Here is a 14,343-nt window from a genome sequence, read left to right as displayed (position 1 = left end):
CTCTCAATGACCATCGCGTGGCGTGGCACCCGAGCGGTGCGGTGATGCGGAAGCTGGCGGCGCGCGACGCGTCCCCCGGGAGTGACGAGACGATCGCCTGTTTCGCGGGCGAGACCTCGGTGTTGACCGAGCAGGGAGACCGCCCGATCATTCGACTTGCCGGTGGCGTGCACACGCTTCTGACCGAGGGTGGGAAGTGGGTGAAGGCGCCGGTGGATTCATTCGGGTATCAGCAGCTGTGGCATGTAACAGTCGGACGTTACGGCCAGGAACGCACGATTCGTACGACTGCCGGCCATCGGTGGTTACTGCGCCCGAAGGTCGCGCACAACCGAACTGAAGCGACCACGTCGTCCCTAAGAGTCGGAGACCGTCTCGCCTACTCATACCCCGAGCGCATTGCGCAATTACACCCGTCGCGGGTAGGAGTCGCTCAGGGCTTTGTTTTCGGTGACGGCTCGATCTCGGGTAATGCATTGGCTCACGCAAACTTCTTCGGCTCGAAAGACCGCGCCATGCTGCCGTACTACGACAATATCGATCGACTACGCACCTACTACTATCACTACGACGCCGCGACGAAGGTTCGCCGACACGTCAAGGCCGAGGACGTACCAACCGTACGAGAACAGGGCGAAACCGTTCATGCCATGCGTCGACTCGGCGGGCTGCCGCGTGAATGGAAGCGCAAATTTCCCGCACGGCAAGTTTCGGATGCTGACTTGTACGGCTGGCTGGCAGGCTACTTCGCGGCCGACGGTGAGGTTGGTAAAACTGGGCGGCCGGCTATCTGGTCCGCGGACCGTAAGAATCTCGAGTTCTTCAAGAGCGCATGTACCAGACTCGGCATCTACACCCTTCCAATACGACGAAAAGTCCACGCCGGGTTTCAACGAGAAACTCCCGCTGACGGCGCGGAGGCCGAGATTTTTGTCATGGGCATTGCCCGTAGCGATTTGTCTCCCGAATTTTTTGTCCACGCTGAGCACCGACGGCGTTGGGCCGCAAACAACCAGGCGGTTGAGCGGCGAGGGTGGACCGTTCGGTCTTTCCGACAGACGACGGAAGTCGAGGAAGTCTTCTGTGCCGTCGTAGCGGACACGAACTCCTTCTGCTTGTCGGAAAACATTCTGACGGGCAGCTGTAGCCAAAGAAGGGCCGATCTGGTCGACGCGACATCAGGTGCTGTGTGAAGCGCCGATCTCTGTACCGCCGATCAAACTTGTCGGTGGTGCAGGGCACTATGGCCTCATGACCTCACCCGCAGGCAACGATGTGCTCGACCTGACGGCTCCTGACCTGCGTGAACGAGCCGAGGAGCTGCTTCGTGAGCTCGCCGGTCCCGATGCGCGGTTGCGGGAGGATCAGTGGATCGCGATCGAGGCGCTGGTGGTGCAGCGCAGGCGGGCGCTGGTGGTGCAGCGGACCGGGTGGGGTAAGTCGGCGGTGTATTTCATCGCGGCCAAGTTGTTGCGGGGGGCGGGACGGGGGCCGACCGTGATCGTGTCGCCGTTGCTGGCGTTGATGCGTAACCAGGTGGCGGCCGCCGAGCGGGCCGGGGTGGTGGCGGCCACCATCAACTCGGGCAATGTGACCGAGTGGGACGAGATCCATCAGCGGGTGGCCGACGGCGAGGTCGACGTGCTGCTGGTGAGCCCGGAACGATTGAACAACCCCGACTTTCGCGATCAGGTGCTGCCGCGACTGGCCGCCGACGCCGGTCTCGTCGTGATCGATGAGGCGCACTGCGTGTCGGACTGGGGTCACGACTTCCGGCCCGATTACCGCCGCATTCGCACCCTGATCGCCGATCTGGGGTCCGAAGTGCCGGTGCTGGCGACCACCGCGACCGCCAACGACCGGGTGGTCACCGATGTGGCCGGGCAGATCGGCACCGACACCCTGGTGCTGCGCGGCACGCTGGATCGCGAATCGCTGCATCTGTCGGTGGTGCGGTTCGACGACGCGGTCCAGCGCACCGCATGGCTGGGTGAGCAGCTGAATCGGATGCCGGGCTCGGGCATCATCTACTGCCTCACCGTCGCCGCCGCCAACGATCTGGCCGACCTGCTCAACTCGCACGGCCACACCGTCGCCGCCTACACCGGCCAAACCGACCCCGCCGAACGCGAGATGCTCGAAGCCGCGCTGCTGAACAACGAGGTAAAAGCGTTGATCGCGACATCGGCGCTCGGCATGGGCTTCGACAAGCCGGATCTCGGCTTCGTCGTGCACGTCGGGGCGCCGTCCTCGCCGATCGCCTACTACCAGCAGGTCGGTCGCGCGGGCCGTGGCACCGAGCGCGCCGAGGTCGTGCTGCTGCCGGGCCCCGAGGACGCGCGGATCTGGAGTTACTTCGCCTCCGTCGCCTTCCCGCGCGAGCACATCGTGCGCTCGGTGCTGGCCGCCCTGGACACCGACCGTGCAATGTCGACGGTGGCGCTCGAACCTCTCGTCGAGCTGAACCGGTCACGCCTCGAGATGGTGCTCAAGGTGCTCGATGTCGACGGTGCCGTGCGGCGGGTGCGCGGTGGCTGGCTCTCGACTGGGCAGGACTGGACCTACGACACCGAACGCTACGAGGGCTTGGCCGCGGCCCGCGACGCCGAACAGCAGGCGATGATCGACTACCAGTCGACCGCCACCTGCCGGATGACCTTCCTGCGCCGCCAACTCGACGACCCGGGCTTGGACGGACTCGCAACGTCAGACCTCGATTGCGGCCGATGCGACAACTGCACCGGCACCCGCGCCGACACCAGCGTCGACGACGCCGCGATCGCCGCCACCCGAGCCCGCCTCGACCGCCCCGGCCTCGATCTCGCCCCCCGCAAACAGTGGCCCAGCGGCATGTCGAAGTTGGGAATCCCGTTGTCGGGCAAGATCTCCGGCGGCGCCGAGACGGGCCGCGTACTCGGCCGACTCACCGACCTGGGCTGGGGTATGCGCCTGCGCGCCCTGCTCGACGCCCCCGACGCGCCGGTACCCGACGCGGTCTTCGACGCCTGCATCGCGGTCTTGCGCGACTGGACCTGGGCCACCCGCCCGACCTCGGTGCTCGCCCTCGAATCCCCGCGCTATCCCCAACTCACCACCAGCCTCGCCCAACGGCTGGCCGAGGTCGGCCGACTCGACAATCTCGGCACCCTCCGCACCAGACCCGACCGCCCCCCGGTCTCCGCGGCGAACTCCGCCCACCGCGTAGCCGGTCTGTTCGACTCCTGGGAGGTCCCCGACCTGTCCGAGGTCAACGGCCCCATCCTGCTGGTCGACACCCTCACCGACACCGGCTGGACCATGACCGTCGCCGCCCACGCCCTGCGCACCAGCGGTGCCGATGCGGTACTCCCCTTCGCCCTGGCCACTCCGACCTGACAAACCGGCCTGCCACCACTCCCGGCACCTCGAGGCGGCGGACACGGACGCCCCGGCGCGCCGAAAACCCAGCCAACACGCCGCCCAGATTGTGTGCCGTCACCATCACCAGTGCTTGAATGCGCCTATGACCAGGACCACATTTGCTCGAAACCTGATGGCCGTTGCCGCGGGCTGTGCGGCCGGATTCACCCTTTTCACCGCGCCCGCCCAGGCGTCGAACGAAAACCCCCTCGACTGCTCGGGCGTCCCCGGCGCCCAGGCGGCCGCCGACCGCGAGAGCGCCGCCCGTGGCATCGCCATCACGCCACTGTGCTTCAGCGGCGGCCTCTACAGCGGTATCCACGCCGGCATCCCACTGGCGGTGTTCAACCCGCTGACCATGCCGGGGACCGCGAGCGTGTGCGTCGCCGAGCGCGAAACCGTCGAGGCGGCAGCGAAATTCGAATGGACCGAGCGGGTCCACGTGATGCCGATGTGCATCCAGAACCGGGCGTTCGGCGTCTACGAGCTGTAACAACGCACGAACCGACGCAGGCTCGCTTCCCGGCCGGGAGCGGGCCTGCTCGTCTATCGTTGAGCGGGTGGCCAAGTCTGCGGCGCCAGCGGTCGAACTGCCGGTGGGTGAGCACACGGTGCGGGTCAGCAATCCCGACCGGGTGTACTTTCCCGAGCTCGGCGTGACCAAGCTCGACCTGGTCGAGTACTACCTGAGCGTCGGGGACGGGATCGTCAACGCGCTGCGGGATCGGCCCTGCATGCTGCACCGATTCCCCAAGGGACTGCCGGGAGGCAAGGTGCATCAGAAGCGGGTGCCCGCGGGTGCGCCGGACTGGATCCCGACGGTGCGCGTGTTCTTTCCGCGCTACGGCAGGCACGCCGACGAACTCTGTGTGCACGAGCTCGCGGATGTGATCTGGGCTGTTCAGATGTCCACGGTGGAGTTCCATCCCTGGAACTCGCGGGCCACCGACACCGAGTCGCCGGATGAGTGGCGCATCGACCTCGATCCGATGCCGGACTGCCCGTGGTCGAGGGTGCAGCGGGTCGCCGGGGTGGCGCACGAGGTACTCGACGAGCTCGGCGCGGTCGGCTGGCCCAAGACCTCCGGCGGGTCCGGGCTGCACGTGTACGTGCGGATCGCACCGGAATACGGGTTCGCGCAGGTCCGACGTGCCGCGCTCGCGTTCGCGCAGGAAGTGGAGCGGCGGGCGCCCGAGGACGTGACGACGGCCTGGTGGCGCAAAGACCGTGATCCGGCGCAGTTGTTCATTGATTACAACCAGAACGCGCGCGACCACACCATCGCCGCCGCCTACTCCGTGCGCGGCGTCCAGGAAGCCACCGTGTCGACCCCGGTGCGCTGGACCGAGATCGACGACATCGTGCCGCGCGACTTCACCATCCAGACCGTGCCCGCCCGCTACGCCGAGCTCGGCGACCTGCAGGCCGACATGGACAACGCTGTCTTCGACATCGCACCGCTGCTGGAAATGGCCGACCGCCACGGCGTCGAAGAACCCGTCGACCTCGACGAATCCTGAGCCGCCGACACCCCCATGCCTCGACCCGGGCGCCCGCGCTCCGGCAGTCGCCGATCAGCGCCGCAACCAGCTGATCAACCCGCGCGCCCGGCCCATCAGCCCGCGGACAGCCGGGCGAAAGCCGCGTGCGACCGGGCTCGACCGCCGCACGCCGGGACAGGACGGGGAGGGCGCGGCGGCGCAATCGGAGGCGACCAGGAAGAATCAGAGTTCCGGTGCCACGCACGGTGCCCGACAACAGCGCTCCAGCCGCGTAGCGGCGCAGACTCACCGATCGACCCAGGAGGTCTCTGTGCAGGAATCCGCGACCACGATCGCGATCGCCCCGGACCAGCCGGCGCCGCGCCTGCTCGAGAAAGCGGTCGTCGGAGCGGGCGCTCGGGTCGGGGAGCTCGCGGAGGCCGACGCGCTGATCTGGCTGGGCAAGCCCGGCGACTTCCCGGCGACCCTGCCGTCATCGGTGCGTTGGGTGCAGTTGCCTGCCGCCGGGATCGAGGACTTCTTCGACGCGGGCGTGTTCACCGCGCACCCGGATATCCAGTTCACCTCCGCGGCAGGCGCGTTCTCGCACAGCGTCGCCGAACACGCCCTGATGATGCTGCTGGCCGGGGTGCGGTATCTGCCGGAACAGTTGCGGGCGACGTCGTGGCAGCAGCGCGAGTTCTTCCCGCATATCGGGTCGTTGCGCGGCAAGACCGTGACGATCGTCGGCGCGGGCGGGATCGGGCGCGCGCTGATCCCGATGCTGGCGCCGCTGGGTGCGCATGTGATCGCCGTGAACCGGTCCGGGCGACGGGTGGAGGGTGCGGGCATTCCGGCCGATGTGGAGACGGTGCCCGCCGAACAGCTCGGACGGGTGTGGTCGCACACCGATCACGTGGTGGTCGCGGCACCGGCGACGGCACAGACCCGCCACCTCATCGGCGCCGACGAACTCGCCCGGCTCAAGCCGTCGTCGTGGGTGATCAATGTGGCCCGCGGCAGCCTGATCGACACCGACGCGCTGGTCGACGCGCTGACCGGCGGATTGATCGGTGGCGCCGGACTCGATGTCACCGACCCGGAACCGCTGCCCGACGGGCACCCACTGTGGACTTTGCCGAACGCGATCATCACCCCGCACGATTCGAACCCGCCGCAGCTGCGGTTGGCGGCGTTCGCCGATCATGTCGGCGCGAATGTGGCGCGGTTCGTCGCGGGCGAGCCGTTGCAGGCGATGGTGGAGACCGCGCGGGGTTACTGAGGGCTGCTCACCCAGGCGGCGATCTGACTGCGTTTGGCGAAGCCGAGCTTGGTGAGAATGTGCTGGACGTGATTCTGCGCGGTGCGGTCGGAAAGTACGAGAGCGTCGGCGATCTCATGATTGGTGAGACCACGGGCGACCAGTTCGGCCACCTCACGTTCGCGCGGTGTCAGTGCGACGCAAGCGATTTCGTGTGCTGCGATGACTCGGAGGCGCTCGGTCCACGGCCGCATCCCGAGTGAGATCGATTGCGGAAGTGACTTTTTCGCCAGCGTGACCGCTTCGACAGCGTCGCCGCGAAGGAGCAGGAACTCGGCGAGTTCGCAGTCGGCTTCGACGGCGAAACCCGAGGCTCCGATGGTCCGCGCGGTCTGCGCGGCCGAGTCCAGTTCTGCGCGGGCAGTATCCGGATCATTCAGTGCCGCAGCGAATTTCCCCAGCCAGAGCGCGACCGGGCCGAGGTAGTGCGCATTGCCACCACCGCCGGTGACGTGCATGTCGCAGTAGGGGCTCAGCTGCTCGCGGAAGTAGTCGACGTCATCGACGATGCCGAGCGCGGCGGCACACGCCCCACCGACCACGAGCACGTTGAGCCGGAAATACGGTGGTATCGACCACTTCTGGGGTGGGCCGAGGCTGCGATAGAGAAGCTCGGCTTCAGCATTGAGCCCACTGTCCACCATCGGGAACGCGGTGCCGAGCGCGGCGAACAGCAGGTTGCGCACCTCCCCGCGCACCGGCGCGCCGGGCGGTGTCAGCGCTTCGCGTCGATGGCCGCGATGGTGGCCGACGACGGCGAGCAAGGCTCGGTAGGCACCCTCCCCCGCCGGATGCCCCAGCTTCGCGGCGAGCGCGTGCGCCTGTCCGGCCAGGTCGAGCGCATCGTCGAACTCCGCGTGCGCCTGTGCCAGCGCGGCCCGCGCGACGAGCAGGTGCCACCTCGACATCGGCCCGCCGGTCCGTTCCGAACACCAACCCAGACAGGACAATTCGCCGGTGATCTCGCCCAGCTCGCCCTGCTCCCACAGTGCGTCGATGCGCCACAACCGGCCCCACATCTCCACGGCGGGATCGCGCGCACGCTCGCCCGCTTCGACCATCCGGTCGGCGAGGACCCGGTGTTCGTCGCAATGCTCAGGGCCACTGCAGGCGAGTTGGCGTGCCCGCAGTGCGGCCGCCAGCACACCGGGATCATCGCAACGCTCAGCGGATTCCATTGCCGCCCTGCTGGATACATCGATGCCGTCGAGCTGACCGAGGTAAACCGCCGCCTCGGTGGCGCGGGCGAGCAACCGAGCCCGCAGCGACTCTGGCTGTACCTCGACAGGCAGCGAGGCGGCGCTCGACGTACCGGGCAGCGGATTCGCGGCCACGACTTCTGGCATGGCATCAAAGGTCGGCGAGCCGATCGGACCAACAGCACGCAGGTCGTCGGGCCGGTAATCGTCCGTCAGCGGCTCGGGCTGAACATCGTCCGCCACCGCTTCGGGACGGGTGTCGGCCGCCAGCGCTTCGGCACAGGCGTCGGCAATGTCGCGATCCCAACTGCGGTCGCCGATCGGCTCGAGCACCAGCGCGGCCTCAGCGAGCAGGACGGCGGCAACGCGGCGGCACTGCGCGGAATCTACCGCGCGCGCCACCGCCTGTGCGGCAACGCAATCCGATCTCGCGGATGTCAGATCTCCGGCCCGGACAGATGCGGCCGCGCGTTGCAGCAGCAGGCCACCCCGGTCGATCGGATCAATATCGGCAGCGTGCGTCAGCGCCAAACCGTACAGCCGCACGGCTTCCTCGAACGCCAGCGCCCGCGCGGCGACATCCGCAGCCCGGCGGGCCCAACGAACGGCCGGTTCGTGCGTCCCGCCCACTGCGGCATTGGCCCAGTGCCAGGCCAGCGCGGCCGAATTCGACTCCACTGCATCGGGATACAGCTCTTCGATAGCCAGAGCGGCCCGTTGGTGCAGCACCACGCGCTGCTGGAGCGAGAGCCCGTCGAGCAGAGTGGCCCGCACGAGCGCATGGGTGAAGCGCACGGCGCCCGGCTCTTCGCCCAACCCCAGCAGTCCGGCCTCGATCGCCTCGTCGACGGCAGCCAGACAGTCCGGGATCGACCGCTCGACCAGACGTGCCGCGACCGCGATCGTGAACCGCTCGCCCAGGATCGATGCGGCCCGCAGCAACTCCTGCGCCGATGTCGAGCGCGGTGTCATCCGGCCGCGCACCACCTCGCGCAGGCTGGTGGGCAGGCGCAGCGCGTCATCGGTGGATCCCCGCAGCGAACGGCCGAGTTCGCGCAGGTAGAAGGGGTTGCCCGCGGTCATGTCGAAGGCCTCGCCGGTCAGCCGATCGGGCAGCTCGCGCCCGGCTTCGATCCGCAGACAGTGTGCGGAGTCGGCGGGTGAGAGGCCGCGCAACAGTAGCGAGCCCGCAACCGATTCGCGCAGGAGTTCGGGTTTGATGGTGGCCCAGCCGGAGCTCTCGGTGCCTGCGCATTCGGTGGCGCACACCATGATTCGACGCTCACGCAGCGCACGCACCACGTACAGCAGCGCTTGCAGGGACGGCTCGTCGGCCCAGTGGATATCGTCGACGACCAGCAGAACTCCGCTTTTCGCACCGTCGAGACCGGCGGCGAACCCGTCGAACAGGGCCACACGATCGGCGCCGGGAGCGGGCGCGCTGGTGCCGAGAGCCTGGTGCCACAGCCAGAACGGCGGGGTATCGGGCAGTTCGAGGGCGCGCGCCCACAGGGTGCGTACGCCCGCCCGCCGCGCGCGCCCGGCCAACTCCGCGACCAGCCTGGTCTTGCCGACCCCTGCCTCACCGGAGCAGATCACCAGTTGTGGGGCGCCGTGGACGGCGTCGTCGAGCCGACCCAGCAGATCGGCCAGTTCGGAATCACGTCCGATCAGCTCGGTCGTCACACCTCACCTCCGAGTATCAGAGCATACTCGCAGGTGAGGGGCTATAACAGGGCTATGAGGCCGTGCGCTCGGTCAGCCCGCCGACCGAGACCACATACTCCTTCGCTTGATCGTCGAATCGGATCGAATAGGTCGTCGGGTAGCGGGTGGCGTGCTGGTAGGCCTCGGGTTGGGCGATGTCGCCGGTGAACGACGGCTTGGTGAGCAGCCAGGCCTTGGTGAACATCGGTTCGGTGAAGATGTACTGGCCGTCCCACGCACCGTTGATCAGGGTCTGGGTGAAGTCGAACTGACCGGGGACCACCGGTTGGGTGCCATCGACCCAATGCACGCCCATCGCGGGCACCGCCTGCATCTCGATCGGCTCGGGCAGGGTGGTGTAGCCGGTCGGCATGTACTTCGGGTCGGGTTCGACGGCGGCCTTGGCGAGGAACTGCGGGTCCTGCGGGTCGATCGCCTGCACCGCGGCATCGTCGATGAAGAAGAAGTGCGTGTCGAAGTGCGGTTCGTCGAAGACGCCGACCGGTGGGTGGCCGTGCGGCACCCAGTCGAAGGTGAGGTGGTTGATCACCGTGCCCTCGGCTTCCTCGGGGAACGCCATGCCGGGACTCGCCGGTGGTGGGCCCTCCGGCATCGTGGCGGGGACCGGCAGCCCGTCGAGCGCCGATTCCTGGATGCGCAGGCCGAGTTCGGTGGGGTGACCGTCCTTGTCGGTGGTCACGTAGGTGCGGACCTGGCCGTTGCCCATGGATCGTTCGTCACCGTAATAGGTTTTCGGGCCGGAATCGTCACTGCACGCGGCCGCGGAGGCGAGGACGAGTGCGGCCGCCAGCGCCGTGGTGAGCATTCGGGCGCGCCGCCTGAAATCGGACATGACCGCTCCCTTCGATGGGTCAGTCATGAACGTAGAAGGATTCGCCGAGCTGAGCGTCCGCCGAAATACTCATCTCAGGTACTCATAAGCGGCAAAAGATTCCATTCGGACCTATGACTGCCGATCACCGCGCCGGAATCAGACATAGCGGGTTAGGCTGTCCCCGTCCTGAGTTCGGTAAGGATGGGATCGGCAATGGGATGGACCTTCACCGCTGACGAATTCGCGCACGTCTGGCGGGAATCCGGTCGCGATCGCATGCCGTTTCCGCTGCGCCTGCTCGAGTCGCCGAGCACCGAGCACGACGCGATCCGATTGCGCGCGGGCCTGGACGACCGACTACCCGGGGGCGACCCCGACCTGGCCGCGTGCCTGCGGATCCTCGCCGAACCGCACGCGCGGGTGGTACTCGTCGGTGGCGCCCATACTCCCGGCAGCGAGATCCGGCTGCTCGCCTGCGCGGTGTACGACCACGCCGTGCTGCTGGTGCAGGAGCCGAGCAACCGGCCCGATTACGGTGGCAGCGTGCGTGTTTCGATCGGGCACAGCGCGGGCATCGGCGCTCGTGTCGCCGCCTGTCTGCCCGATACCCCGCCCGGACGCGAACCCGCACGCGAGGCCGCGACCGAGGCGGTGCGCGACGAGGAAACCGTGCTCGCCACCCACCCGGCGGTGCCGCGGATCCAACGGCTCTTGCGCAGGCCACACACCGCCGAGGGCCACATCCGGATCGAAACCGGGCTCGACCGCGCGACACCGAACCCGCCGGTGCACTACAGCTGGATCGACGTGGCCAATGACGGCCGCTACCTGCTGAGAGCGGGTGAAACCGTGCACGTGGTGCCCGCGTCGACTGGTCAACTTGCCGCACAGTTGCAGCGAAGGTTGGTGCCCGCGCACAGTTCGCACAGCAGAAGGTCCGGCTAACCTGGACTCCACCGCATCATCTGGAGGGGAGACGCGATGACGATCGAGAGCAGCAGAGCCGAGATCTCCCGGTTCCGCAGCGCCGCCGCGGCGGGGACACTGACATTCGACCCCGAAGCCGCGCGCCAGTGCGCCGACCTCTACGAACAGCAGGCCGAGCACCTCGCCCTGTTACGTCAGGGACTCGAGAACGCCGCCGAGGCAACGGGATTCGGCGGATTCGTCTCCGCCCAGCAGTTACAGGCAGGCTTCGCGCACAAGGCACGCGACGCCGCCGAACTGCTCGACCGCTACATCGAGGCGGCCTACCGGATGAAAGAGGCGTTCCTGCTCAGCGCGGGCCTCTACGAGGAAGCCGACGCCGCCGCGGCCGCCGCCCTGCGCGCCGTCGATACGCGGGTGCGCGGATGAGCACCGACCCCACCTACATCAGCGCGATGGAACATTTCGAGTCCATGCCCCACGAACAGATCTACGCGCGCACCCAGCAGATCGACGCCGGTGCCATCCTCGGCGCGTCGATGACCTGGCTGGAAACCGCCACCACCCTCACCACCTCGATGCCGCTGACCAAATCCGGCGCCGACCGGGTGATCAACGAAACCGGCTGGACCGGCGTCGCCGCCGACGCCGCCGCCGCCAGCACCCGCAGCTTCGCCGAATCCATCGACGAACTCGCCACGGTGATGGCCGACGTCGGCGCCCGCCTCGGTGGTGTCGCCGCGGCCGCCGAAGCCGTGAAGCTGGCCGTTGTCGCGCCGGGCGGATCAGGGCCGATCGGCGCGATCGCCCGCCTCCTGGAAAGCGCACAGGTGATCGACGCGCAGATGGCGGCCGAAGCTTTGCGCCAGGAAGCGGTGCTGGCGATGAACATGATCTACAAGCCCGCGTATTCGCTTGCCGGAACAGATGTTCCAGCGTTGCCTATCGCACCTGGTGAGCCGGAATCGCCGTCGGATCGAAGAGGTTCCGCCCCGCAGAGCAATGGGTCGACCCCGAGTCCGTCCGCGCCACAAGGCAATTCGACACAATCGCCCCAGAACCCGGAATCCGTCCCGACACCAGGCAATACCCCGTCACCCGGCGCCACTGTGACGCCAGGCGAAACCCCCACACCCCAGTCCCCCGCCCCAACGGAAAGCCCCGCGCCCCAGGATCAGAGCCCGACGCCACAGCCTCCGACATCGCAAACCCCCGCGCCCACCACCGAGCCACCCGCGCCGACTTCCGAAGCCCCCGCACCGCCCGTCGAAGCGCCAGCTCCCACTACCGAAGCGCCTGCTCCCACTACCGAAGCGCCCGCCCCGTCCACTGAACCACCTGCGCCCACCACCCAAGCGCCCGCGCCGTCCACCGAAGCGCCGGCACCGTCGACTGAGGCGCCCGCTCCGCAGAGCCAGGCACCAACGACTCCGCCGAGCACACCCATCGAGACGCCCACCGCACCACCCGCGCAGCCACCAACACAGCAGGATTCGAATCCACTACCCCCGAAGCCACCGACCGTGGAGTCACCACAGCCGACGGAAGCTCCCGCACCGACCTCAGAGCAACCGGCCTCCCCCGCCCCTCCGGGCCGCCAAGCCCCCCAACCACTTCCACTACCCGGCATGCCCGACATGTCCGACCCCGGCGGCCAACCCGGCGTCACCGGCCCCGTCCCCGGCACCGAAGTACCCCCCTCCCAACCCGCAACCCCAAAGGCCCCTCCAGCCGACACCGACCAACCAGGCGTAGTGCCGCAACAGCGCTAGCACAGCCCCGCCCCCGCAGATCATCACCACCGATCCGCCTCCACAGCACACCAGAGACCCCAACCCCACCGCGCACCCCAGGCTGTCCCCGCACCAACCCCACCGCGCACCCCAGGCTGTCCCCGTCTTCCACAACCCCCAAAACCCACCCACCGCACTCCCGACCCCTAGGGAGGGACGGCCACGCAGTGGCCGGTCGCGGCCGGGTCGCCGGTTAGCGCTCGAAGCGCATGCGCCGCAGGCGCGAGTCTCGAGCGCTAACCGGCGGCCCCTTGGGGCCGCGACTCGAGCGCGCCAGCGCTCCAATAAACACAGCGTCAAACCTCAGGGACAACCCAAACCCCGAAGCTCTGCCACCCCAACCCACCTCACAACAACCCAAACCCCAAAGCCCTCCCACCCAACCCACCTCACAACAACCCAAACCCCGGCAAACTCTGCACCCCCGGCAGCAGACCACACACCCGCCCCGAACTACCAAACCCTCAGCTCAAACCTTGACCAGATCGTCCGCATGAATCACCGGACGCTGCATCGTGTCAGGAAGCTCGGTGGTAGAACGCCCGAGCATCGTCGTAAGCTCAGCACTGTCGTATTCGATGACGCCACGCGCGACGACCTCCCCGTCGGGACTGATGAGATCCACCACGTCACCGCCGAAGAAGCGTCCACGGATGGCGGTGATGCCCGCGGCCAGCAGCGAATGACGTTCGGCGACCGCACTAACCGCCCCCGCATCGAGCACAACCGCCCCCCGAGCATCAGCAGCATGCCGAACCCAGAACTTCCGCCCGGACAACCGAATCGGCCGAGCGGCGAAGGCCGTACCCACAGTCCCGTCGGTCAGAGCAGCCGACGCATCGGCAGCCGAGGCCAAAAGCACGGGAATCCCCGCATCGGCGGCAAGCCGCGCGGCAGACAGCTTGGACGCCATCCCCCCGGTCCCAAGCGCACCCCCACTACCGGCGATAACACCATCCAGATCCGCACTCCCCCGCACCTCGGGAATGAAATTGGCGGCACCCTTACGCGGATCACCGTCGTAGAGCCCCGCCACATCCGACAGCAGAATCAACGCATCGGCCCCCACCAGATGCGCCACCAGCGCGGCAAGCCGGTCGTTGTCGCCGAACCGGATCTCCTCGGTGGCGACCGTATCGTTCTCGTTCACCACCGCCACCGCGCCGAGCGAACGCAACCGATCGAGCGTGCGCTGAGCGTTGCGGTGATGCTCGCGGCGGGCGAAATCGTCTGCGGAGAGCAGGATCTGACCGACGGTGCGGTCGTAGCGAGCGAACGAGGTGCCCCAGGCGTGCGCGAGAGCCAGCTGTCCGACGCTGGCCGCGGCCTGCTTGGTCGCCAGGTCCTTGGGCCGCTTCGACAGCCCGAGCGGTGCGAGTCCCGCGCCGATCGCACCCGACGACACGACCACCACATCCGAACCGGCGCGCATCCGAGCCTCGACCGCGTCGGCGAGCAGATCCAGCCGCGCGGTGTCGAGGCCCCCTTCGAGGCTGGTCAATGCCGACGAGCCGATCTTCACCACAACGGTCCGCGCCGACACGATCGCCGCGCGTCCCTGACTCAGCTCTGAATGACCCAGCTCCGAACCCACCTGCATCGTTCAACTCCCTGCACCACGATCACCGAGTCAACTCAGAACTCTCGCAGTATGCCGATCCAACAGCCGCGCCCGACAGCG

11 protein-coding genes are annotated in these 14,343 nt (G+C 67.9%); 8 read left to right on the top strand and 3 right to left on the bottom strand.

The window, feature by feature from the left end; all coding sequences use genetic code 11:
* Positions 1 to 44: 44 nt before the first annotated feature.
* The 5 genes from ACFW6D_RS14690 to ACFW6D_RS14670 all read left to right on the top strand — a co-directional run bounded on the left by ACFW6D_RS14690 (position 45) and on the right by ACFW6D_RS14670 (position 6,162).
* Positions 45 to 1,193: an LAGLIDADG family homing endonuclease gene (locus ACFW6D_RS14690; protein ID WP_379328318.1), complete on the top strand. Its 1,149-nt coding sequence runs from the start codon at positions 45 to 47 to the stop codon at positions 1,191 to 1,193.
* Positions 1,194 to 1,251: 58 nt separating this feature from the next.
* On the top strand, positions 1,252 to 3,375 hold the full coding sequence (locus ACFW6D_RS14685) for a RecQ family ATP-dependent DNA helicase (protein ID WP_379328316.1): 2,124 nt from the start codon (positions 1,252 to 1,254) through the stop codon (positions 3,373 to 3,375).
* Positions 3,376 to 3,502: 127 nt separating this feature from the next.
* Entirely contained in the window at positions 3,503 to 3,892 is a 390-nt protein-coding gene (locus ACFW6D_RS14680) for a hypothetical protein (RefSeq protein ID WP_379328314.1), read from the top strand.
* Between the two features lie 67 nt (positions 3,893 to 3,959).
* The gene (gene ligD, locus ACFW6D_RS14675) at positions 3,960 to 4,919 is read left to right on the top strand and encodes a non-homologous end-joining DNA ligase (RefSeq protein ID WP_379328312.1); all 960 of its coding nucleotides are present in this window, start codon (positions 3,960 to 3,962) and stop codon (positions 4,917 to 4,919) included.
* A 292-nt stretch (positions 4,920 to 5,211) separates the two neighbouring features.
* Entirely contained in the window at positions 5,212 to 6,162 is a 951-nt protein-coding gene (locus ACFW6D_RS14670) for a D-isomer specific 2-hydroxyacid dehydrogenase family protein (RefSeq protein WP_379328310.1), read from the top strand.
* On the opposite strand, the gene ACFW6D_RS14665 is transcribed toward ACFW6D_RS14670, so the two are convergent.
* Positions 6,156 to 9,086: an AAA family ATPase gene (locus tag ACFW6D_RS14665; protein ID WP_379328308.1), complete on the bottom strand. Its 2,931-nt coding sequence runs from the start codon at positions 9,084 to 9,086 to the stop codon at positions 6,156 to 6,158. The genes ACFW6D_RS14670 and ACFW6D_RS14665 overlap by 7 nt on opposite strands.
* Before the next feature lie 52 nt (positions 9,087 to 9,138).
* Positions 9,139 to 9,960 (bottom strand): DUF5602 domain-containing protein, encoded by an 822-nt coding sequence (locus ACFW6D_RS14660; RefSeq protein ID WP_379328306.1) that lies wholly within the window; start codon positions 9,958 to 9,960, stop codon positions 9,139 to 9,141.
* Positions 9,961 to 10,155: 195 nt separating this feature from the next.
* Here ACFW6D_RS14660 and ACFW6D_RS14655 point away from each other — a divergent pair, with 195 nt between their 5' ends.
* From ACFW6D_RS14655 to ACFW6D_RS14645, 3 genes are read left to right on the top strand one after another with little or no spacing between them, the layout of a single operon-like run.
* Complete coding sequence (locus tag ACFW6D_RS14655; RefSeq protein ID WP_379328304.1) at positions 10,156 to 10,887, top strand: ESX secretion-associated protein EspG; 732 nt, start codon at positions 10,156 to 10,158, stop codon at positions 10,885 to 10,887.
* A 36-nt stretch (positions 10,888 to 10,923) separates the two neighbouring features.
* Positions 10,924 to 11,298 (top strand): hypothetical protein, encoded by a 375-nt coding sequence (locus ACFW6D_RS14650; protein WP_379328303.1) that lies wholly within the window; start codon positions 10,924 to 10,926, stop codon positions 11,296 to 11,298.
* Positions 11,295 to 12,641, top strand: coding sequence for a hypothetical protein (locus ACFW6D_RS14645; protein ID WP_379328301.1), 1,347 nt, complete (start codon positions 11,295 to 11,297; stop codon positions 12,639 to 12,641). Before ACFW6D_RS14650 ends, ACFW6D_RS14645 begins: the two co-directional genes overlap by 4 nt.
* A 490-nt stretch (positions 12,642 to 13,131) precedes the next feature.
* On the opposite strand, the gene proB is transcribed toward ACFW6D_RS14645, so the two are convergent.
* Entirely contained in the window at positions 13,132 to 14,262 is a 1,131-nt protein-coding gene (gene proB, locus ACFW6D_RS14640) for a glutamate 5-kinase (protein ID WP_379328299.1), read from the bottom strand.
* Between the last annotated feature and the right edge of the window lie 81 nt (positions 14,263 to 14,343).

It is taken from the genome of Nocardia sp. NPDC058705, assembly GCF_042749305.1.
Lineage (GTDB): Bacteria > Actinomycetota > Actinomycetes > Mycobacteriales > Mycobacteriaceae > Nocardia.
This window is presented reverse-complemented; position numbering and strand designations above follow the sequence as displayed.